General features: G+C 64.9%; 18 protein-coding genes. 11 read left to right on the top strand and 7 right to left on the bottom strand.

Annotated elements, in window-relative coordinates; all coding sequences use genetic code 11:
• The first annotated feature begins 14 nt into the window (after positions 1–14).
• The 9 genes from prpC to DXT59_RS29570 are packed head-to-tail and all read left to right on the top strand — an operon-like array spanning position 15 to position 11,430.
• A complete protein-coding gene (prpC, locus tag DXT59_RS29610; RefSeq protein WP_116141957.1) occupies positions 15–1,181 on the top strand; it encodes a bifunctional 2-methylcitrate synthase/citrate synthase in 1,167 nt (388 codons plus the stop codon).
• A gap of 29 nt (positions 1,182–1,210) precedes the next feature.
• Positions 1,211–2,038 carry a c-type cytochrome gene (locus tag DXT59_RS29605; protein ID WP_162878304.1) on the top strand — a complete coding sequence of 276 codons (828 nt, stop codon included), beginning with the start codon at positions 1,211–1,213 and terminating at the stop codon, positions 2,036–2,038.
• Between the two features lie 7 nt (positions 2,039–2,045).
• On the top strand, positions 2,046–2,708 hold the full coding sequence (locus DXT59_RS29600; RefSeq protein ID WP_116142286.1) for a chromate transporter: 663 nt from the start codon (positions 2,046–2,048) through the stop codon (positions 2,706–2,708).
• The gene (locus tag DXT59_RS29595; protein ID WP_116141953.1) at positions 2,705–3,250 is read left to right on the top strand and encodes a chromate transporter; all 546 of its coding nucleotides are present in this window, start codon (positions 2,705–2,707) and stop codon (positions 3,248–3,250) included. Before DXT59_RS29600 ends, DXT59_RS29595 begins: the two co-directional genes overlap by 4 nt.
• Positions 3,251–3,302: 52 nt before the next feature.
• Positions 3,303–4,433 (top strand): 3-deoxy-7-phosphoheptulonate synthase, encoded by a 1,131-nt coding sequence (locus tag DXT59_RS29590; RefSeq protein ID WP_116141951.1) that lies wholly within the window; start codon positions 3,303–3,305, stop codon positions 4,431–4,433.
• A 24-nt stretch (positions 4,434–4,457) separates the two neighbouring features.
• On the top strand, positions 4,458–5,432 hold the full coding sequence (locus tag DXT59_RS29585; RefSeq protein WP_116141949.1) for an extracellular solute-binding protein: 975 nt from the start codon (positions 4,458–4,460) through the stop codon (positions 5,430–5,432).
• A gap of 24 nt (positions 5,433–5,456) precedes the next feature.
• Positions 5,457–8,624, top strand: coding sequence for an efflux RND transporter permease subunit (locus tag DXT59_RS29580; RefSeq protein WP_116141947.1), 3,168 nt, complete (start codon positions 5,457–5,459; stop codon positions 8,622–8,624).
• A 23-nt stretch (positions 8,625–8,647) separates the two neighbouring features.
• Positions 8,648–9,934 (top strand): efflux RND transporter periplasmic adaptor subunit, encoded by a 1,287-nt coding sequence (locus tag DXT59_RS29575; RefSeq protein WP_420823438.1) that lies wholly within the window; start codon positions 8,648–8,650, stop codon positions 9,932–9,934.
• Complete coding sequence (locus DXT59_RS29570; protein WP_240324736.1) at positions 9,931–11,430, top strand: efflux transporter outer membrane subunit; 1,500 nt, start codon at positions 9,931–9,933, stop codon at positions 11,428–11,430. The genes DXT59_RS29575 and DXT59_RS29570 overlap by 4 nt, the downstream gene beginning before the upstream one ends.
• On the opposite strand, the gene DXT59_RS29565 is transcribed toward DXT59_RS29570, so the two are convergent.
• On the bottom strand, positions 11,387–12,289 hold the full coding sequence (locus DXT59_RS29565) for a LysR family transcriptional regulator (protein WP_116141945.1): 903 nt from the start codon (positions 12,287–12,289) through the stop codon (positions 11,387–11,389). The two genes, DXT59_RS29570 and DXT59_RS29565, sit on opposite strands and share 44 nt — an antisense overlap.
• 218 nt (positions 12,290–12,507) lie before the next feature.
• On the opposite strand from DXT59_RS29565, the gene DXT59_RS29560 reads away from it, so the two are divergent.
• Positions 12,508–13,098 carry a class I SAM-dependent methyltransferase gene (locus tag DXT59_RS29560; RefSeq protein WP_116141943.1) on the top strand — a complete coding sequence of 197 codons (591 nt, stop codon included), beginning with the start codon at positions 12,508–12,510 and terminating at the stop codon, positions 13,096–13,098.
• Here DXT59_RS29560 and DXT59_RS29555 read toward each other — a convergent pair.
• The 5 genes from DXT59_RS29555 to DXT59_RS29535 all read right to left on the bottom strand — a co-directional run bounded on the left by DXT59_RS29555 (position 13,079) and on the right by DXT59_RS29535 (position 18,684).
• Positions 13,079–14,503 (bottom strand): efflux transporter outer membrane subunit, encoded by a 1,425-nt coding sequence (locus DXT59_RS29555; RefSeq protein WP_116141941.1) that lies wholly within the window; start codon positions 14,501–14,503, stop codon positions 13,079–13,081. The genes DXT59_RS29560 and DXT59_RS29555 overlap by 20 nt on opposite strands.
• Positions 14,504–14,513: 10 nt before the next feature.
• The gene (locus DXT59_RS29550) at positions 14,514–16,088 is read right to left on the bottom strand and encodes a DHA2 family efflux MFS transporter permease subunit (RefSeq protein ID WP_116141939.1); all 1,575 of its coding nucleotides are present in this window, start codon (positions 16,086–16,088) and stop codon (positions 14,514–14,516) included.
• 13 nt (positions 16,089–16,101) lie between these two features.
• Positions 16,102–17,193, bottom strand: coding sequence for an HlyD family secretion protein (locus DXT59_RS29545; RefSeq protein ID WP_116141937.1), 1,092 nt, complete (start codon positions 17,191–17,193; stop codon positions 16,102–16,104).
• 64 nt (positions 17,194–17,257) lie between these two features.
• Positions 17,258–17,689 carry a MarR family winged helix-turn-helix transcriptional regulator gene (locus DXT59_RS29540; RefSeq protein WP_116141935.1) on the bottom strand — a complete coding sequence of 144 codons (432 nt, stop codon included), beginning with the start codon at positions 17,687–17,689 and terminating at the stop codon, positions 17,258–17,260.
• Between the two features lie 86 nt (positions 17,690–17,775).
• Complete coding sequence (locus tag DXT59_RS29535) at positions 17,776–18,684, bottom strand: LysR family transcriptional regulator (RefSeq protein ID WP_116141933.1); 909 nt, start codon at positions 18,682–18,684, stop codon at positions 17,776–17,778.
• Positions 18,685–18,774: 90 nt separating this feature from the next.
• Between DXT59_RS29535 and DXT59_RS29530 the strand changes: the two genes are divergently transcribed.
• The gene (locus DXT59_RS29530; protein WP_116141931.1) at positions 18,775–19,203 is read left to right on the top strand and encodes a MarR family winged helix-turn-helix transcriptional regulator; all 429 of its coding nucleotides are present in this window, start codon (positions 18,775–18,777) and stop codon (positions 19,201–19,203) included.
• A gap of 6 nt (positions 19,204–19,209) precedes the next feature.
• Here the strand turns inward: DXT59_RS29530 and DXT59_RS29525 are convergent, their stop codons facing one another.
• Positions 19,210–19,950: an SDR family NAD(P)-dependent oxidoreductase gene (locus tag DXT59_RS29525; protein ID WP_116141929.1), complete on the bottom strand. Its 741-nt coding sequence runs from the start codon at positions 19,948–19,950 to the stop codon at positions 19,210–19,212.
• Between the last annotated feature and the right edge of the window lie 173 nt (positions 19,951–20,123).

The raw sequence follows: 20,123 nt of genomic DNA, 5'->3' as shown, positions 1-20,123 counted from the left end.
AAGGAGAACCCGCGATGAGTGAGCATGCGATTGCATCGGAGCCCCTCGGCTTCAAGCCCAAGAAGTCCGTTGCGCTGTCAGGCGTGGTAGTCGGCGATTCGCGCCTGTGCACGGTGGGCCGCGCGGGTAACGACCTGCACTACCGCGGCTACGACATTCTCGACGTCGCCGACGTATGCGAATTCGAAGAGATCGCGCACTTGCTCGTGCACGGCAAGCTGCCGAACAAGGTGGAGCTCATCGCGTACAAGGACAAGCTCAAATCGCTGCGCGGCGTGCCGTCCGCGGTCAAGGACGCGCTCGAAGCGACACCGGCCGGCGCCCACCCGCTCGACGTGCTGCGCACGGGCGTGTCGGTGCTCGGTACGGTGCTCCCTGAAAAAGAGGACCATGGCATTTCGGGTACGCGCGATATCGCCGACCGCCTGATGGCCTCGCTCGGCTCGATGATGCTCTACTGGTATCACTTCAGCCAGAACGGCCGGCGCATCGATGTCGAGACCGACGACGACTCGATCAGCGGCCATTTCCTGCACTTGCTGCACGGCCGCCCGGCACCGGCATCGTGGGTGCGCGCGCTGCATACGTCGTTCAACCTGTATGCCGAACATGAATTCAACGCATCGACGTTTACGGCGCGCGTGATCGCGAGCACGGGTTCCGATTTCTATTCGGCCATCACGGGTGCGATCGGCGCGCTGCGCGGACCGAAGCACGGCTGCGCGAACGAAGTCGCGTTCGAAATCCAAAAGCGCTACGACACGCCCGACGAAGCCGAGGAGGACATCCGCCGCCGCATCGAGAAGAAGGAAGTCATCATCGGCTTCGGCCATCCCGTCTACTCGGTGGCCGATCCGCGCCATCAAGTGATCCGCTCGGTGGCCGAGCGCCTGTCGAACGAGTCGGGCAACCGCAAGATGTTCGAGATCGCCGAGCGCATCATGCACGTGATGCGCGATTCGAAGAAGATGTTCCCGAATATGGACTGGTTCTCCGCGATCGCTTATAACCAGATGCGCGTGCCGACGGCCATGTTCACCCCGATCTTTGCGATCGCGCGCACCTCGGGGTGGAGCGCTCATGTGATCGAACAACGCATCGACAACAAGATCATCCGCCCGAGCGCGAACTACGTCGGCCCCGAGAATCAGGCCTTCGTTCCGCTCGAAGCGCGTCCATGACAACAAGACTCATGCGAGGAGATTCGTCAATGCAATCGAAGCGAAAACAGGCCTCGATGTTCACGCTGGCTGCCGTGCTGTCGGTATGCGCGGCCGATGCGGCATATGGGGCCGACGATATCGATGCAAGTATCGCCGCGTTGCCGCCGGGGCCGAATACGGATGCGATCGTGCTCGGGCGCAATATCACGCTCGATACGCCGCGCTACGCCGCGGGGCATGTCTCGGGAAACGCGATTTCGTGCGCGAGCTGCCATATCGGCGGCGGCACGCAACCGAACGCGTCGCCGTGGGGCGGTATTACGGGCGTGATGCCGTCGTATAGCGCGCGCAGCGCCACCGTCGAATCGCTGTCGCAGCGTATCAACAACTGCTTCGTGCGTTCCGAGAACGGCACGCCGCTCGCGTTCGATTCGGCCGAGATGAACGGCCTGCTCGCGTATATGGCCTTTCTGTCGCGCGGCGTGAAGGGCGGCGAATTCGCACCGGGCCGCGGCATGGGCAAGATCGAGAACATGTCGAAGATTACGCCCGATCGCGTGCATGGCCAGGCCGTCTATACGCAGCAGTGCGCGTCGTGTCATGGCGCCAACGGGGAGGGCATGAGTTCGGGCGGCACGTTCGCGATTCCGCCGCTATGGGGCGACCGGTCGTACAACATCGGCGCCAGCATGGCGCGGCTCGGCCCGGCCGCCGCGTTCATCAAGTACAACATGCCGCTCGGCAAAGGCGGTACGTTGACTGATCAGGAAGCCGTGGACGTGGCGGCGTATGTCACGCAGCAGCCGCGTCCCGACTTCGCCCAGAAAGCCAACGATTGGCCCAAGGGCGGCAAACCCTCCGATGCCCGCTACTGAGCACGCAATGCGAGCCGAAAGCACCGTTCCCCATCTGAGCACGCTGGCCCAACACGGCGCGTCGTCGCATGAGCGCGTCCCGGCACCGGTCTCGCCGGCCGCCCTGTTCGTCGCGTTCGCGACGATCGGCTTATGCGGCTTCGGCGGCATCTTGCCGTGGGCGCGGCGCACGCTCGTCGATACGAAAGCGTGGCTGACGGATCAGGAATTCACCGAGCTGCTCGGCTTCGCCCAAGTGCTGCCCGGCGCGAACGGGACGCATCTCGCGGTGATGTTCGGCGCGCGGCGGTGCGGCTGGCGCGGCGCCGTGGCCGCTGTCACGGGCCTGTTGATTCCGCCGTTCGTGATTCTGATCGCGCTCGCGCTGCTGTACCGCTGGTACGGCAAGCTGCCCGAGGTGCATGGCGCGCTCAAGGGGATGGCGGCCGTCGCCGCGGGTCTGAGCATCGAGACGGGGCTGCGGCTCGCGCGAGCGTTGACACGGCGCATCCATACGATCTTGCTGAGCTTGCTGCCTTTCATCGCGATCGCCGTGCTGCATCTGCCGCTCGTGCACGTCATGCTGGTGCTCGTGCCGGCGGCGATCGTTTGCGAGTTCGCGATGCGCAAATACGCAAGCTCGGCGGCGCGCCGCATCGACGGCCGCAAGCAGGGAGGGGGAGCGTCATGAGCCTGAACCTGAATCTGACGCGCGTCCTGGCGCTGCATTTCTTTCTGATCTCGATCATCGCGTTCGGCGGTGCGAGCGCGGTCTTGCCGGAGATGCATCGGTTTCTCGTCGACGATCTGCGCCTCATGACCGATCAAGACTTCATCGCGCTGAACGCGCTCGCACAGGCGGCGCCGGGGCCGAACGTGCAGATCGTGGCCATGTACGGTTTTTGGGTTGCAAGTCTGCCCGGTGCGCTCGCGTCGATCTGCGCGATGTGCGGGCCGACGTCGCTGCTCGCATTCGCCGTCGAGACGCTCGGCGCACGCCACAGCGGCACCGAATGGCACAAGCTGATTCGCCGCTCGCTGGCGCCGCTGACGGTCGGGCTCGTGCTGGCGACGGGCTGGATTCTCTCGGTCGGCGCCTCGCATATGGACGAGCGCTGGGTGCGCACATTGCTGCTGACGGCCGCGGCGACCGGCGTCGCGATGACGCGGCGGCTCAATCCGATCTACCTCATCGCGGCGGGCTCGTTGCTCGGGGCGGTGGGGATTATTTGAGGCGCTGCCTGCGCAAGCGCGCGGTATCCAACGATCATCGAGGACCGAGGATATGAACGAAGGCCTTCATCAGGACGGTACCTACCACGGTGGACGTATCGCCGAGGTCACGCCGCTGCCGTCGCCCGCGGAGCTTTGCACCGTGCTGCCCGGAGCGGCGGCTTTCGATACGGTCGAGCGGGCGCGCCGCGCACTGGGCGCGATCGTCGCCCGCGACGATGATCGCCTTGCGCTCGTCGTCGGGCCGTGTTCGATCCATGACGTCGACGCCGCGCTCGTCTATGCGGAGAAAATCGCGGCGTTGCGGCGCGTTTATGCGGACGACGTCGAGATCGTCATGCGCGCGTACTTCGAGAAGCCGCGCACGATCGACGGATGGAAGGGCTTGCTCAACGATCCGTTGCTCGACGGCAGCAGCGACGTGCGCCTGGGCTTGCGGCTCGCGCGGCGGCTACTCATCGACATCAACTTGCTGGGCGTGCCGGCCGCGACCGAGTTCCTCGAACCCGCGGCGACGCATTTTCTGAGCGATCTGATCGCCTGGGGGGCGATCGGCGCGCGCACGACCGAGTCGCAGATTCATCGGCAGATCGCCTCGGGGCTGCCCTGTCCGATCGGCTTCAAGAACGGCACCGACGGCAACGTGACGATCGCCGCCGATGCGCTGAAGGCGGCGAGCCGCCCGCATCAGTTTTTGTCGGTCGCACCCGACGGCACGCTCGCGACGATCGGCACGACCGGCAACGCGGCTTGCCACCTCGTCTTGCGGGGCGGCAAAGAGCCGAACTACGACGCGCAGAGCATTGCGCAGGCGTGCGCCGCGCTCGCGCAGCGCGGCCTGCCCGAGCGCGTGGTCATCGATGCGTCGCACGGCAACAGCCGCAAACGTCATGCAAATCAACTGCTCGTCTGCGATTACCTGGCACGGCTCGTCGGTGAGGGCAATCAGGCCGTGGTGGGCGTAATGGTCGAGTCGAATCTCGTCGACGGACGGCAGGATCTGCGCGCGGGGTGCGAACTCGTCTACGGACAAAGTATCACCGACGCATGCATCGGCTGGGGCGACACGGAGCGTGTCGTCGAGCAACTGGCGCTGGCGGTACGCCGCCGGCGCACGGCGGGTCGAGCCCGGCGCGCGCGGCTCGGCAGCCTCGGAAACCTCGAAACTCTGGCTAACGTTTGAACCAACGCGGCAAGATCCATAATAATGAAACGACCCTTTGTGCGGCTTCTCACTGCATGCTGTGCGGTGCTCGCGTGTGCGACGGCCGCGTCCGATGCGGCGGCATTGACCGTTTATAGCGTCGGGCCCGCGCCGCTCATTCGCCGCTTGGCGGCCGATTTCCGCGACGAAACGGGCATTGAGGTCAACGTCTTCCAAGGGGACACGGGCCAGGTGCTCGCGCGCTTGGCCGATCCTAGCGCGGCGCCCGCCGACGTCGTGATTCTGGGTTCGTGGGACACGGCGCTGGAGATGAGCCGGCGTGGCGAGCTATTGCCCTATCGGCCGGCGGGGTACGAGCATGTGCCCAGCGCTTATCGCACGCCGCGTTTCATCGCCCAGGGCGTCGCGACGCTTGCGCTCGTGTGGCGCGTCGATAGCGGCACGCCGCGGCCCGAGGACTGGAACGACCTCGCGGCGCCCGTCTATCGCGACCGGATCGGTACCGTCGATCCCGCGCAATCGGGCTCCTCGCTCGATCTCATCGCGGCGCTCGACGCTCAACGCGGCACCGACATCTGGGGACTGCTCGCCGCGTTGCGCGACAACGGCCTGGCGCCTTCCGGCTCGAATGCGCAGGCGATGGATGCCGTGCTCAAAGGCGGCAAAGCGGCGCTGTTCGCCGTGGCCGACCATACGGCGCTCGAGGACAAGGCGCACGGCGCCCCAATCGAGGTGATCTTCCCGCGCTCGGGCACGATTGCGACGGCGCGGCCCATGATGATCATGAAGCGAGCGCAAGCGGTGCGCGATGCGAAGCGCTTCGTCGATTTCGTGCTTTCGCGCAAGGGCCAGCAAGACGTCGCCGACGAGTTCATCATCCCCGCGCGCGATGATGTGGCGGCCAAACGGCCGGGGCTCGATTCGATCAAGCTGCTGCCGGCGCCCGCGGACCGGACCGGCGGCGGGACCGGCCGCGATGCGGTGCTCAAGCGCTTTGCCGCGCTGTTTTCGCAGTAACGGTATCGACGCGGGAAAGACGCAATGTGGATCGTCAGGCTGGCCCTCGCGCGGCCCTATACGTTTATCGTCATGGCGCTCGCGATCGTGCTGGCGACACCGCTTACGCTCGTGCGCACGCCGGTCGACGTGCTGCCCGATATCGACATCCCCGTCATCAGCGTGATCTGGACGTACAGCGGCTTATCGGCCGACGAGATGGCCAACCGCATCACGACCGTGAACGAGCGCAATCTGACGGTGCTCGTCAGCAATATCCAGCATAGCGAGTCGCAGTCTCTGGCCGGTATTGCGATCATCAAGCTGTTTCTGCAGCCGCATACCGACGTGCGCACGGCAATGGCGCAGGCCGTTTCGGCCGAAGAGGCGCAACTGCGCTTCATGCCGCCCGGCGCGACGCCGCCGCTGATTCTGACGTACTCGGCCTCCAGTATTCCCGTGCTGCAACTGGGCATCTCGAGTCCCGTCATGTCGGAGCAGGCGCTCAACGATGCGGCCACCAACTTTCTGCGCCCGCAACTCGTCACGATTCCGGGCACCGTCGTGCCGTTCGCCTATGGCGGCAAGCCGCGCGTGATCTCGGTCGATCTCGACACGCGCGCGCTGCTGGCCAAGAACCTGACGCCGAGCGACGTCATCAACGCCGTCAATGCGCAGAACTTGATTCTGCCGAGCGGTACGGCGAAGATCGGGGCAACCGAATATTCGGTGATGACGAACGCGTCGCCCGACACGATCGACGGCTTGAACCGCATTCCCGTCCGCACGATCGACGGTGCGACGACCTACCTCGGCGAAGTCGCCCACGTACGCGACGGTTTTTCGCCGCAGACGAACGTCGTGCGGCAAGACGGGCATCGCGGCGTGCTGATGTCCGTGATGAAAAGCGGCGAGGCCTCGACGCTCTCCATTGTGGATGCCATCCACGCGTTGCTGCCGCACGTCGCGCAATCGCTGCCGCCCGACCTCAAAATCGTTTCGCTGTTCGATCAATCGGTGTTCGTGAAGGCGGCCGTCCAGGGCGTGGCGCGCGAGGCGGTGATCGCCGCCGCCCTGACGGCCGCGATGGTGCTGCTGTTTCTCGGCAATTGGCGCAGTACGCTGATCATCGCGATCTCGATCCCATTGTCGATTCTGGCTTCGCTGATTGCGCTTTCGGCGCTCGGAGAAAGCATCAATATCATGACCCTCGGCGGGCTCGCGCTTGCCGTGGGTATTCTCGTCGACGATGCGACGGTCACGATCGAGAATATCGAGCGTCACTTGCATATGGGCAGCTCTCTGCGCGAAGCGATTCTCGACGGCGCCGGCGAGATCGCCGTGCCCGCTTTCGTCTCGACGCTCTCGATCTGTATCGTGTTCGTGCCGATGTTCTTCCTGACGGGCGTGGCGCGTTACTTGTTCGTACCGCTGGCCGAGGCCGTGGTGTTCGCGATGCTCGCCTCGTATCTGCTGTCGAGAACGCTGGTGCCGACGCTCGCGTTGCTGCTTACGCGGCATCCGCCGATGCACGTCGACGATGCGCACGAAGGTACGTCGCTCTTTGCACGCGTGCATCGGCGCTTTCAGCGCGTGTTCGACCGCTTGCATGCGAATTACGTCGTCTTGCTGACGATGGCACTCGAGCGGCCTGGGCGGTTCGGCGGGGTCTTTCTAGGCGGATGTCTGCTCTCCACGGCGCTGCTGTTCGTCGTCGGCACCGACTTTTTTCCGTCGGTCGATTCGGGGGCGATCCGCTTGCATATGCGAGGACCGACGGGCCTGCGTATCGAGGAGACGGCCCGCTTGGCCGATGAGGTGGAAGGTGCCGTGCGCGAAGTCGTGCCCGTAAGCGAGCGCGGCCCGATTCTCGATAACCTGGGACTGCCGTATAGCGGTATCAATCTGTCCTACAGCAACGCGGGCACGATCGGCACGTTCGACGGTGAACTGATGATTGCGTTGGCACCTAACCACGCCCCCGCCGAGCGCTATATCGAGCGGCTGCGTACGCTGTTGCCTCAGCGCTTTCCCGGCGTCGAATTTTTCTTTCAGCCAGCCGACATCGTCACGCAAATTCTGAATTTCGGTTTGCCCGCGGCGATCGACGTGCAAATCGTCGGTGCCAATCAGCGCGCGAACTTCGCCGTGGCGAGCCGGCTCATGAAGGCAATGCGTTCGTTGCCGGGTACGGTCGATGTCCACATTCAGCAACGCGTGAACGAGCCGACGCTCGTGTTTCAGATGGACCGCTCGCGCTTGCAGCAGTTGGATCTGACGGCGCAAAACGTCGCGCAGAATCTGCTCGTCGCGCTATCGGGCAGTTCGCAGACGGCTCCGGCATTCTGGCTCAACGAACATAACGGCGTGCAGTATCCGCTCAGCGTACAGATGCCGCAGTACGACGCGGCCTCGTTGGACAGCCTTATGCGCATTCCCGTGACGGCGCCGAGCGGCACCGGCCGGCCGCAGTTGCTCGGCAACCTGGTCCGCGTGGAGCGGCGCGCGTTGCCGGCCGAGGTGTCGCACTACAACATCCGGCCGGCCATCGACGTGCTCGTATCCGTGCAGGGGCGCGATCTGGGCAGCGTCGCACGCGCGATCGACAAGCTCGTCGCGGCCGCGCGGCCGACGCTGGCGCGCGGCTCGGACATCGACGTGCGAGGCCAAGTCGAAACGATGCGTTCTTCGTTCTCGGGGCTATACATCGGGCTAGCCGTGGCGGTCGTGCTGGTCTACTTGCTGATCGTCGTGAACTTCCAGTCGTGGCTCGATCCGCTGATCATCATCAGCGCACTGCCCGCGGCATTGGCCGGTATCGCATGGATGCTGTTTCTGACCGGCACGCGCCTGTCGGTGCCGGCGCTGACGGGCGGGATCATGACGGTCGGCGTGGCAACGGCCAACAGCATTCTCGTGGTTTCGTTCGCGCGCGAGCGGCTCGCCGCCGGGGCGACGCCGCTCGCCGCCGCGCTCGAAGCGGGCGCGACGCGCATGCGTCCGGTCTTGATGACGGCGACAGCGATGATCGTGGGGATGCTGCCGATGGCGCTGGGCGTCGGCGAGGCGGCGGAGCAAAACGCGCCGCTCGGGCGCGCGGTGATCGGCGGGCTGTTGTTCGCGACCGTGTCGACGCTCGTGTTCGTGCCCCTCGTGTTCTCGGTGTTGCATGGGCGGCTTGCTCGCAAGTACGACGCGGGGCACGCGTCATGACGATTCAATCGATACGCAATGACATGGACGATTCTTTTCAACCTGTGAGCGCGGAGCGCTTGACCGTGGCTGCGGACGCATCGCCTATGTCGTCGCTGGAGGGCAAGACCATGCCGTTGCCGTCGAGGGAAACGGTACGGCGGCGGTTGCGGTTGGCGGCGATCCTGATCGCGCTCGCAATTGCGGCGCTGACCGCGCGCACGGTCGTCGTCGGCATCGAGCGCACGCATGCGCTCGCCGACGCGTCGGCGAGCAATCAGCGCGAGTATGTCCATGTCGTGAAGCCGGCGCTGCCGCACCATGGCGACGCGCTCGTCTTGCCCGGCACGCTGCGCGGCGCCGTCGAATCGCCGATTTACGCACGCGCGAATGGTTACGTGAAGCGCTGGTATGCCGACATCGGCACGCGCGTGCGCGAAGGGCAACTGCTGGCGGAACTCGATACGCCCGAGATCGATCAAGAACTGGCGCAAGCGCTCGCGCAACGGCGCCAGGCCAGCGTTACGCTGGGTTTGGCCAAGAGTTCGCTCGCGCGTTGGCGCGAGTTGCGGGCGCACGACGCCGTCTCGCAGCAGGAACTCGACGAGCGTTCGAGCGCGTACGACGAGGCGGCGGCGAGCTTGGCCGCGGCCGATGCGAACGTGAAGCGGCTCGGCGAACTCGAGTCGTTCAAGCGCATCGCGGCGCCGTTCGCGGGCGTCGTCACGCGACGCAACGTCGATGTCGGCGATCTCGTCGACGCGGGCAACGGCGGTACGCGCCGGGCGCTGTTTTCGCTCGCGCAGACGGACCCGCTGCGCGTGTACGTCGACGTGCCGCAAGCCTATGCGCAAGGCATCGCGCCGGGGGAGCACGTCGTCGTGACGCAGGCCGAGCTTGCGCGCCGGTCGTTTGCCGGGACCATCACGCATACGGCGCAGGCAATCGACGTGACGACGCGCACGATGCAAGTGGAGGTGACGCTGCCGAACCGCGATGGCGCGTTGATGCCGGGTGCCTACGTCCAGGTGGCGTTCGCCGATACGGCCCATGCCCGTCTGCAAGTGCCCGGCAACGCGCTGCTGTTTCGCGCCGAAGGGCCGCGCGTGGCGGTCGTCGATGCCGAGGGCCGCGTGCACTTGCGGCCTGTCGTAATCGCGCGCGATCTGGGCCAGTCGCTCGAAATCGAGAGCGGCCTCACGCCGAAGGATCGGGTCATCGTCAATCCCGGCGACTCGCTGGCCGACGGCGACAAAGTGATCGTCGCCCCGGCTTCGGCTTCGGCTTCGGCGCCGGCGCCCGCTTCGGCTCCGGCGAAGGGGCACGCGTGAAGCTGCGCTGGGGGTGGCTGCCGATTGCCGCGGCGCTCGCGGGCTGCGCGGCCGGGCCCGACTACCGGAAGCCGGACGTCGAGCTCCCGGCGGCGTGGCGCATCGATGCTGGCGATGCATACTGGCATGCGGCCGCGCCCGCACATGCGCCGCTCACGCTCGATTGGTGGCGCGGCTTCGGCGATACGCAACTCGACAGCCTCGAGGTGTCCGCGCTGGCCGGGAATCAGACACTGCAAGCGGCCAGCGCGCATTTCGACGCCGCGCGGGCGAATCTTGCCGAAGTGGCGTCGGCGCAAGCGCCCACGTTGGGGCTCCAAGCGGACATGGCGCGCGAAAAAATCTCGGGCGAACGGCCGCGCATCAACTACGCGGTGCCGACCTACTCGACCGTGCAGAACGATATCGTGCTACGGGCGAGCGTGGGCTACGAAGTCGATCTGTTCGGGCGCATTCGCCGTGAGGTTCAGGCCGCGAATGCATCGGCGCAAGCGGCCGCTGACGATTTGGCCAACGCGCGGCTCGTGATCACGGCCGACGTGGCGGCCACTTACGTCGCGTTGCGCGTCGTCGATGCCCAAAGCGACGTGCTCGCGCAATTGATCGCGCTGCAGCAGCAGTCGCTCGATTACGTGCGCACACGGCACGACCTCGGCGCGGTTTCGGGTCTCGACGTATTGCAGCAGCAGACGCAGCTCGATGCCACGCGCACCCAGGCGCAACTGCTTCTTGCCACGCGTGCGCAATACGAGCATGCGCTGGCGGCGCTCGTCGGCGTGCCGGCCTCGTCGTTCTCGATCGCCTCGCGCGTCGTGCCGCTGACGGACACGCCGCCGCCGGCCGTCTCGCTCGCGCTGCCGAGCGAACTGCTCGAGCGGCGGCCCGATATCGCATCGGCCGAGCGCGCGATGGCCGCGGCCAACGCGCGTATCGGCGTGGCGCGCACCGCGTACTTTCCGAGCCTTATGCTGAACCCGGGCATCGGCTGGGAAGCCACACGCTTCACCAGCATGCTCAGTGCCCCTGCACTGCTGTGGTCGGTCGGCGCTTCGGCCGAATCGATGCTGTTCGACGGCGGCAAGCGCCGCGCACGGGTCGATTTCGCGCGGGCCGGCTATGCCGAGGCACAGGCGCGCTATCGACAGACTGTGCTCGATGCCATGCAGCAAGTGCAGGACGGCGTAACAGGCCTGTCCGTGCTCGACCAAGCCGCGCGACAGGCACAGGCGGCCGTGGACGATGCGCGCCGCCTCGTCGACATGGCGCATGAGCGCTATGCGGGCGGCATGGCGGCGTTCATCGACGTGATCAGCGCACAGCAACAACTGCAGACGAGCCGTGAACAGGAGGTCGCCATTCACGGCCGCCAACTGGCGACGCTGGTGTTTCTAGCGAAGGCGCTCGGCGGCGGCTGGAACGCGGCGGCGCCCGAACCCGCGCAGCCTCTGGCGGCTAACCGTTCAGGTGTCCAAAGTGATCGGTTAGGAACTGAATGAACGAGAGCACGCGCGGGGCGACGAACGGATCGTCGCGCCACATCAAGTACGCGAAGCGCTTCTCGAAGGTCCAGTCGGGAAAAATCGGTACGAGCGAGCCGGCTTCGATCGCTTCATGGGCGACATAGCGCGGCAGATAGGCGACGCCGAGGCCGTCCAAGGCCGAACTCAGCAGCGCGCGGCTATTGTTGGAGCGCATCACGCAGCGCGCGCGCACTTCGACTTCGCGCTTGTGCTTTTGCATCGCGACGACGCTCGTGTGGGCGGGACCGCGAAACAGCATGAAGCCGTGACGGCAGAGTTGTTCAGGGTCCGTGATCGGCGGATGGCGCGCGAGGTAGCCCGGCGCGGCAAACAAGCCCCATTCGATTTCCATGAGGACTTTCCCGTGCGCGTACTCGGGTTTGCTGCGATTGATCCCGATCGCGACGTCGAAATTCTGGCTGTCGAGATCGATTTGCCGATCCGTCAAATCGAGTTCGATCTGCACGTTCACGTATTTCGTCGCGAATCGATTCAATGCGGGCATCAGCATGATATTGCCGAATGTGACGGGGGCCGCCACCCGCAGATTGCCGACGGGATCGGCATGGTATTTCGCCATGAACGCCTCGGCGCTGCGCATCTCGACGAGCATGCGCGCGCAGTACTCGTAGTAGGTGCGCCCCACGTCGGTGATTTCCACCTTGCGCGTGGTGCGCTTGAGCAAGGTGACGCCGAGGGTCGCCTCCAGTCTAGCCAATTCCTTGCTGACGGCGGATTTCGACACGCCGATTAAACGCGCAGCCTCCGTATAGCTCATCGTCTCGACGATCTTGGCGAAGATCGCCATGGACGCCATTTGCTCCAACTGATTCATCGTCGCCCTCGGTCTGGTTATTCTTTTGCGCTTTTTCTTTATCGGCACGATTATAGCGATGGCCTTCGCGCAGGCAATCCTCATTCGAGGGCCGTCTGGGCAAGGCGGGGTTGGATGCCTGTCACGCCTGATACCGGGATAACGACTAACCTTTCCCGATAAGCCGGGTACGCCTAAACTACGGCGCAATCGTCACCTTTTGACCGGAGGGAGTTGTCATGGACGAACAGACTATCGAAGCCTACTCGACGGGCGCGAGCCGATTCGCCGCCGAGTGGCGCGACCAGCCAGCGCCCGCCGACATGTACGCGCTGCTGCAGCAGTATTTCACCCCTGGCGGTAAAACGGCCGATATCGGTTGCGGCGCCGGCCGCGACGTTGCGTGGCTAAACGATCACGGCTTCCCCACGATCGGCTATGACGCGGCGCCGGGACTGCTCGCGCAAGCCGAGGCCGCTTATCCGAATCTCGTCTTCAAGCACGACGCGCTTCCGGAACTCGGCTCGATCGATGCGCAGACATTCGACAACGTGCTTTGCGAGACCGTCGTCATGCATTTGCCGCCCGAGGAAGTCACGCGTGCCTGTGCGCGCCTGGCCGATATTCTCAAGCCGGGCGGAACGCTTTACCTGAGCTGGCGAGTCTCGGATTCCGCATCCAAGCGCGACGGCACCGGCCGGCTCTATGCCGGATTCGACGCCGCGCAAGTCAGGGAAGGCCTCGGCGACGTCCAGTTGCTGCTCGACGCCGAGACCGTCAACGAGTCTTCGGGCAAGCGCGTCCATCGGCTTATCGCGCGGCGCTCATGACGTCGGCCGTGTCCCCGGTGCTCCAGCCGCCGCCCAGCGAGCGATACAGCGCGACCGCGGAAAGCGCATGCTCGCGCCGCGCTTGATTGAGCGAGTCCGAATCGCGCAGATAAACTTCCTGGGCCGATAACACGTCGAGGAAATCGGTCGCACCGGCCTTGTAGAGTTGGTTCGCTAACCCAAGCGCCTTATCGGATGAGGCGAGCGCGCGGGTTAGGCGCCGCGTCGATTCGGTCGTGCCGACGAGATTCGCGCGCGAGTCCTCGACTTCGCGCAGCGCTTCTAGCATCGTCTGCCGCAGTTCGAGTTCCGACTCGCGCATCCGGCTTTCGCTTTGCGCGATGCCGGCCGTAATGCGTCCCGCGTTGAAGATAGGGCTCGTCGCGCTCAGCGCCGCGCTGAAGAGATTGTCGGTGAGCGTGGGCAGCCCTAGATACGAGGCGGCCAGTATGCCGTCGGTGAGGTTCAGCGAGAACTTCGGATACCGCTGCGCCTTTGCCACGCCGACTTGCGCCGCACGGCTTTCCACTTGGGCGTACGCCGTCAAGACGTCGGGGCGGCGCAGGAGCGCTTCGGACGGCAGCGTTTGCGGTGCGCCTTCCGGCGGCGCCGGGATGTCGCGGGGCTGGGCCAGCACGAGACGATCGACCGATTCGGGCGTGCGGCCGGAATAGACGGCAATCAAGTTCAGCTCATGGGCGATCTGTGCCTGCGTCGCCGGGATGCGGGCTTCGAGCGCGTCGAGCTGGTTTTGAGCGCGCGTGACGTCCAGTTCGGTGGACAGCCCGAACGCCAGCCGTTTGCGCGTGAGTTCGAGCGCGCGTTGCCGGATCTTCGCGTTGTCCTGCAAGATCAGCAGTTCCTGCTGGGCCCATCGTAGATCGACATAGGCAGAGGCCGTATCCGCGGCGAGCGCGAGCCGTATCGCGTCTTGCGCGTGCTGTCGTCCCACGAGGTCTGCTTTCGCCGCGAGCAGATCGAGCCGCTCCCCGCCGAACACGTCGGGCGACCAACTCAGCGCGAGGCCCGCGCCTGCTTGCTTCACATAGCCCACCGGCGGTGGCGTGTTCTGCCGTGCATCGGCGGCGCGCGCGGTTGCATCGAGTTCGGGCAGCAGCACCGAGCGCTTTTCGACGGTCAGCGCCTGCGCCTGTTTTACCCGCTCGGCAGCGGCCCGAACGTCGAGGTTGCCGTCGAGCACGGTCGCGATCAACTGGTCGAGCACGGGGTCGCGAAACTGCGCCCACCAAGCGGCCGCATCGGCGCCGGCAGGCGGTGCTTCGATATCCCACGCGGCGGGTGCCAGGGAGTCCACGGACTCGCGCAGCGGCGGGTGCGCGGCCGGCTGCACGGCGCAGCCGGCGGCAAATAGGCTCACGGCGACGGCAACGAGAAGCTTTTTCATGGCGAGTCTCTCAGTGCGCGTCCGGCGGCGGCGCGCTCAACGAAATTGGTTTGGAGAACAGGACGGCGACGAGCGCCACGACAAAACAGAGCGATAGCGCGTAATACGCATCGGCATAGGTCAGCGTCAGCGCCTCGCGATAGACGAGGTGATGCAAATTGGCGAGCCCCGCTTGCGCGGCATTGAACGTATCGCCCGCCACGCTTGCCCAATACGCGCTCTGCTGATTCAACAACGCTTGTATCTGCGGCTGTCCGGCGCTAACGTGTTCGTTTAGGCGCAAGTAATGGAAGTTCAGCCGGTCGTTGAGCATCGTTGCGCTGACGGCGATACCGATCGCGCCGCCGAGGTTGCGCATGAGGTTGAACAAACCGCTCGCCGATTTGAGCCGCGACTGCGGCAGCGAACCGAGCGACATCGTGACGATGGGCGGCACGCTGAATTGTTGGCCGATGCCGCGCAGTGCTTGCGGCAGCAGCAGTTGCTGCCAGCCCCAATCGTGCGTGATCGGCGTGTACAAGTAGCAGCCGAGGCCGAAGCAGACGAGGCCGAATACGAGCAAGGCGCGCATACTCACGTACCGCGACGCGATCGCATAAGCGCCGAGCGCGAGCATCTGAAAGGCCCCGACCGAGAGCAGGGCGACGCCGATCTGCAGCGAACTGAAGCCGCGCACCTGCGCGAGAAAGAGAGGTGTCAGGAACACCGTGACGAAAATCCCGATTCCCGTGACGAACGACAGTAAGCTGCCGATTCCGAAATTGCGCACGGCGAGGGCGCGTAGATCGACGATCGGATCCTTGGCGGTGAGCGCGTGCACGACGAACAGGAAGCCGCAGATCGCGGAGACCCAGGCGCAGGCGACGATCACATGGTCTCCGAACCAGTTCTTGCGCGGGCCTTCTTCGAGCACGTATTCGAGGCAGCCAAGGAAGCCCGACATCAGCGCAATGCCGGGGTAATCGCCGCGCTTGACGAGGCTCAGGTCAGGCGTATCGATATGGACGTAACGCGGCACCAGCGCAGCGACGACGATGCCGGGCAAGAGGTTCAAGTAGAACAGCCAGTGCCAAGACCATTGGGCGGTGATCCAACCGCCGATCACGGGCCCGATCGCGGGGGCAAGCGAGGCAAGCGCGCCGATCGTCGTCGAAGCGACGAGCCGCTGCTTGCCGGGGAACAGCACGAACGCCGTCGTGAATACCGTCGGAATCATCGCGGCGCCGAGCGCGCCTTGCAGCCCGCGGAAGAGAATCATCGAGTCGATGTCCCAAGCGAGGCCGCACAGCATGCTCGTTATCGTGAAGCCGACCGCCGATGCGACGAAGAGCCAGCGCGTGGACAGCACTTTCGACAGCCAGCCCGACATCGGAATCACGATGATTTCGGCGATCAGATAGGCCGTCTGCACCCAGGACAACTCGTCTTGGCTGGCTGACAGTCCGCCGCCGATGTCGCGCAGCGAGGAGGCGACGATTTGGATGTCGAGCGTCGCCATGAAGAAGCCGACGCACATCAGCGCGAAGGCGAATACGCGCTGCTTCATCGGTTGCGCCGACGGGTCGCCGGCGAATGCGGTGGTCATGATCGACTCCGTCTCAGTGCGCGCGGCCGGTGTGCACCGTCACGACGGCGGATAGCCCGGGGCGCAGCACGTTTTCCAGATCGGGCTGCGGGTCGAGCAGGACGCGCACGGGTACGCGCTGCACGATCTTCGTGAAGTTACCGGTCGCGTTCTCGGCGGGTAGCACGCTGAAGGTCGCACCGGTCGCGGGCGCGAGACTATCGACGTGACCATGCAGACTCACGCTGGAGGCGTCGAGCGAGATATCGACGCGATCACCCGGATGCATCCGCTTCAGTTGGTCTTCCTTGAAGTTCGCATCGATCCAAAGACCCGAGGCCGGCACGATGGTCAGCAGCGGGGCGCCCACGTTCGCGAGCATGCCGACTCGGCCGGTCCGGTTGCCGACGTAGCCGTCCACCGGCGAGCGGATCGTCGTGTACTCGACGTTCAGCGCCGCGACTTTTTGCGCGGCCAGCGCGGTGCTCACGCGAGCGCGGGCATCGACGATCTGCGCGCCGAGCACGTCGAGCTGGCGCTGTGCCGCGAGCAGCGCGGCGTCGCTGCGCGCGAGACCGGCGCTCGCCTTCGTGTAATCAGCGTCGGCCCGCTCGACGATCTGATTGGACACGGCGTCGGATTTCACGAGTTCGCCATAGCGCACTTTGTCCGATGCGGCGCGCGTCAATTCGGCCGCGGACGCGCTCTTATCCGCCGCATGCTGGCCGATCACCGCGAATTGCAGTTGCTGCTTGGCCTGCAGTTCGGCGACGGCGGCGCGCGCGCTATCGACTTCGGCGCTCGCCTGCGCGAGCTTCGCGTCATAGTCTCGTGAGTCGAGTCGAACGAGCACGTCGCCGGCCTTGACACGCTGATTGTCGGTGACGAGGATTTGCTCGACGAACCCGTTGACCTTCGGCGCAAGCACCGTGACGTTGCCGCCCACATAGGCATCGTCGGTGCTTTGCTCGAAGCGCAGCACGAAGTTCCAATAGAGTGCGGCCGACGCCACGACCACTACCACGGCGGATACCGCGATCGCCATCCAAGGGATCCGCCGGCGCTGCCGCACGGCGTCTAGGGCCGGAGCCGCCTCGCGAGAGACGGAAGTCTGTGTCGTATCCATCGCTTCACCTGTGTATATGCACTCATTAAAACGATCGACGCGGCGCGCCGATCTAGGGATTGCGTCAACGTTCCGGGATCTGGTGCGTGACTCGGAATAGTTCGTCTCGGAGCCGCGCGGCCTCGGAGGTCCCGAAACGCCGCTCGAACGCGTCTTGTGCGGCGAGCCAATACGTATGCGCCCGTGCGACCTTTGCTTCACCGTCGGCGGTCAGCATGTAGCTGAGCCGCCGGCGGTTATCCTCGCAATGGCCTGCCACGAGCGCCGCGCTCACGAGCGGTTTGAGCGCACGCAGCAGGGCGGAACGTTCGATGACGAGGGCGCTCGAGAGGGCCGCCATCGTCAGACCGGGGCGATCGCTCAGCAGCGCGAGGATGCTGTACTGCGAGGCGGTGATGCCCGCATGCGACAGGTAGCGCTCGTAAAACTGCGAGATTCGACGGGCGGCCTGCCGGACGGCGAAACAGTCGTCATCGATGAGAGTAGGCCTATGCATATGCACATGTTATGTGCCGAGCTATGCAAGAAGCGATATGCGGGAATGGATCAGATTGGTGCCGTGCTTGTACCAATCGGCGGCGATTACCGTACCGGCTCGACGTTCTCGCTGTAGGCTGCCGTATAGTCGATAAACGCTTTGACCTTCGCCGGCAGTAGCGCGCGGTTCGCATAGGCGAGTTTGATTTCGACGAACGCGTCGACGAGATCGGCGTCTTCGAGTATTTGAACGAGGATGCCGGACGCAAGCTCCTGCTCGACGAGCCCTTTCGGCACGACGCCGATGCCGAAATGGCGGGCGACCATTTCGCGATTGAACACGGGGCTGTTCGAGGAGACGTCGAACCGGTACGGCACGGTTATCGTTTCCCCTTCGTGATTGAACGCGAGCGCGGGGCGCCGGATCGACGGCGACATCGGCACGAACAGGTGGTCGGCCAGCTCGGCCGGCATGGTGGGCCGCCCATGAGTCCGCAGATACTCGGGTGTGGCGACGATAACGAACGGAATACGCTCGATGAGCCGTACGACGGTCGATTCGCTCGTGAGCATGTACGGTACGACGATGCCGATGTCATAGCCCTCGCCGACGAGATCGACGGGCCGCTCCGTCAGCGTGACGTCGAGGCGCACCTTCGGATGGGCGGCCTTGAAACCCGCAATCAGCGGCACGAGGCGATTGAGCGTGGCGCTCGTGTGCGCGACGAGCCGCAGCAGGCCGTCGGGCTCGCGCGTGTGCGTGACGGTCTCCGCTTCGAGCGAATCGAGTTCGTCGAGTGCGGCTGCGCACCGCTCGTAAATCCGTTCGGCCGCTTCCGTCAACGTAACTTGCCGTGTGGTACGGTGCAGCAGCCGGCAACCGAAGCGCGCCTCGAGTTCGGCGATCGCGCGCGATACCACGGGGCGGGCCACGCCGTGAATGTCGGCGGCGCGGGTGAAGCTGCGTTGCTCCACGACGGATCGAAAGAGCCGCAGTTTGTCGAAATAGTCCATGCGCGTGTGCTCGCGGCTGTTTCGGCCGTCTTGGGGGATACCGAGCAGTATAAATTGACTCTGTGCATACGCACATATAGATTGCTCGTCATGGACGATATTCAGATAGCCGATGCTTGCAACTGCTTCGCCCTGCGCCAGGCAGCGCGTTTCGTCACACAAATTTACGAGCGGCATTTGCAGCCGATCGGCGTGACGCCCGCGCAGTTTTCGATCATGGCGGCGCTTTCGCGCCGGGAGGACATGCTCATGAGCGAGCTTGCCGAGGCGCTCGTGATGGATCGCACGACGCTGTTGCGCGCGCTCAAGCCGTTGCAGCGCGACGGCTTGGTGCAGGCAGGCGTGTCGGAGGGCGATGCGCGCGCCCATACGCTCAACTTGACCAAACTCGGCTTACGGACGTTTGGTCAGGCGAAACGGGCGTGGCGCTCGGCGCAGAACGAATTCGAACAGCAATTCGGCGAGCGCCGCGCCAAGGCGTTACGTAAGGCGTTGTTCAGCTTGACCGGCAAGCGGTGACGCCGTTCAATCGATTGCGTGAACGAGTTGCGCCAATTGCGCTTGGATGCCCTCCGGGTCGTCCTTGAATGCCTTCGCGGTGGCCTGCGACAGTTCGCCGGGGAACACCTCTTCCGCGCCGGCGGCTAGTGCGTCGAGTGCCCCGGATGCGACCTGCTGCGGCGTCAGTTTCGGCTCGGGCAACGCGGCGCCCATTGCGGTGTCGGTTTGCGCGGGCAGGACGGCCAGAACTTGCACGCCGCGCGATTTCAGTTCGGCGCGCAACGTACGCGTGAGGTGCAAGGCGGCGGCCTTCGACGCCGAGTACGTGCCGGCAACGGGCAGCGTGATATGGGACAGGACCGAAAGAATATTGACGATGGCGCCGCCGGCGTGAAACGCCGCGGTATCGCGTAAGGCTTGCGAGAGGGCAAGCACGCCGAAGTAATTGGCTTCCATTTCGGCTCGCGCGCCGGTCGTATCGCGGGCGGACAGCGCACCGCTAAAAGCGGCCGTTCCGGCATTGTTGATCAGCAGATTGATATCCGACACGGCGCTTGCGGCGCGGGCGATCTGATCCGGCCGGCTCAGATCGAGTTCGATCGGAACGAGTCGATCCGACTGGCCGACGAGGTCCTGCACGGCCGCGGGGTTTCGCACACCTAGATAGATCTTCGACGCGCCGCGCTTGAGCAGTTGTTCGACGAATGCACGCCCGATTCCGCCGTTCGCGCCAGTGAGCAGTACGACCGATCCTTCGATATTCATGTTCGACTCCGAGTTGGGGATGAAGTGCTCGCGTTCTTTTTAATTGCGATCGCAATGTATAGAATGATTGGGCTTGCAATGAATAAAGTCAAGCGTTTTTTCGACGGCCGGTACCGGGCGGCGCCGGATGCCGCCCGCCTGTCATCCGGCTGTTCAGGCGGTAAAATTGCGAT

Origin of the sequence: Trinickia diaoshuihuensis, assembly GCF_003390925.1 — a bacterium.
Taxonomy (GTDB): domain Bacteria; phylum Pseudomonadota; class Gammaproteobacteria; order Burkholderiales; family Burkholderiaceae; genus Trinickia; species Trinickia diaoshuihuensis.
The sequence above is the reverse complement of the archived record's forward strand: the minus strand, read 5'-3'. Positions and strand labels throughout refer to the sequence as shown.

What these genes read in the sequence shown, in the direction of transcription:
- DXT59_RS29595 (WP_116141953.1), top strand. Translation starts at nt 2,705, where the DNA reads ATGAGCCTGAACCTGAATCTGACGCGCGTCCTGGCGCTGCATTTCTTT.
- DXT59_RS29590 (WP_116141951.1), top strand. Translation starts at nt 3,303, where the DNA reads ATGAACGAAGGCCTTCATCAGGACGGTACCTACCACGGTGGACGTATC.
- DXT59_RS29585 (WP_116141949.1), top strand. Translation starts at nt 4,458, where the DNA reads ATGAAACGACCCTTTGTGCGGCTTCTCACTGCATGCTGTGCGGTGCTC.
- DXT59_RS29550 (WP_116141939.1), bottom strand. Translation starts at nt 16,088, where the DNA reads ATGACCACCGCATTCGCCGGCGACCCGTCGGCGCAACCGATGAAGCAG.
- DXT59_RS29605 (WP_162878304.1), top strand. Translation starts at nt 1,211, where the DNA reads ATGCAATCGAAGCGAAAACAGGCCTCGATGTTCACGCTGGCTGCCGTG.
- DXT59_RS29565 (WP_116141945.1), bottom strand. Translation starts at nt 12,289, where the DNA reads ATGAATCAGTTGGAGCAAATGGCGTCCATGGCGATCTTCGCCAAGATC.
- DXT59_RS29535 (WP_116141933.1), bottom strand. Translation starts at nt 18,684, where the DNA reads ATGGACTATTTCGACAAACTGCGGCTCTTTCGATCCGTCGTGGAGCAA.
- DXT59_RS29575 (WP_420823438.1), top strand. Translation starts at nt 8,648, where the DNA reads ATGGACGATTCTTTTCAACCTGTGAGCGCGGAGCGCTTGACCGTGGCT.
- DXT59_RS29560 (WP_116141943.1), top strand. Translation starts at nt 12,508, where the DNA reads ATGGACGAACAGACTATCGAAGCCTACTCGACGGGCGCGAGCCGATTC.
- DXT59_RS29580 (WP_116141947.1), top strand. Translation starts at nt 5,457, where the DNA reads ATGTGGATCGTCAGGCTGGCCCTCGCGCGGCCCTATACGTTTATCGTC.
- prpC (WP_116141957.1), top strand. Translation starts at nt 15, where the DNA reads ATGAGTGAGCATGCGATTGCATCGGAGCCCCTCGGCTTCAAGCCCAAG.
- DXT59_RS29540 (WP_116141935.1), bottom strand. Translation starts at nt 17,689, where the DNA reads ATGCATAGGCCTACTCTCATCGATGACGACTGTTTCGCCGTCCGGCAG.
- DXT59_RS29525 (WP_116141929.1), bottom strand. Translation starts at nt 19,950, where the DNA reads ATGAATATCGAAGGATCGGTCGTACTGCTCACTGGCGCGAACGGCGGA.
- DXT59_RS29530 (WP_116141931.1), top strand. Translation starts at nt 18,775, where the DNA reads ATGGACGATATTCAGATAGCCGATGCTTGCAACTGCTTCGCCCTGCGC.
- DXT59_RS29545 (WP_116141937.1), bottom strand. Translation starts at nt 17,193, where the DNA reads ATGGATACGACACAGACTTCCGTCTCTCGCGAGGCGGCTCCGGCCCTA.
- DXT59_RS29555 (WP_116141941.1), bottom strand. Translation starts at nt 14,503, where the DNA reads ATGAAAAAGCTTCTCGTTGCCGTCGCCGTGAGCCTATTTGCCGCCGGC.
- DXT59_RS29600 (WP_116142286.1), top strand. Translation starts at nt 2,046, where the DNA reads ATGCGAGCCGAAAGCACCGTTCCCCATCTGAGCACGCTGGCCCAACAC.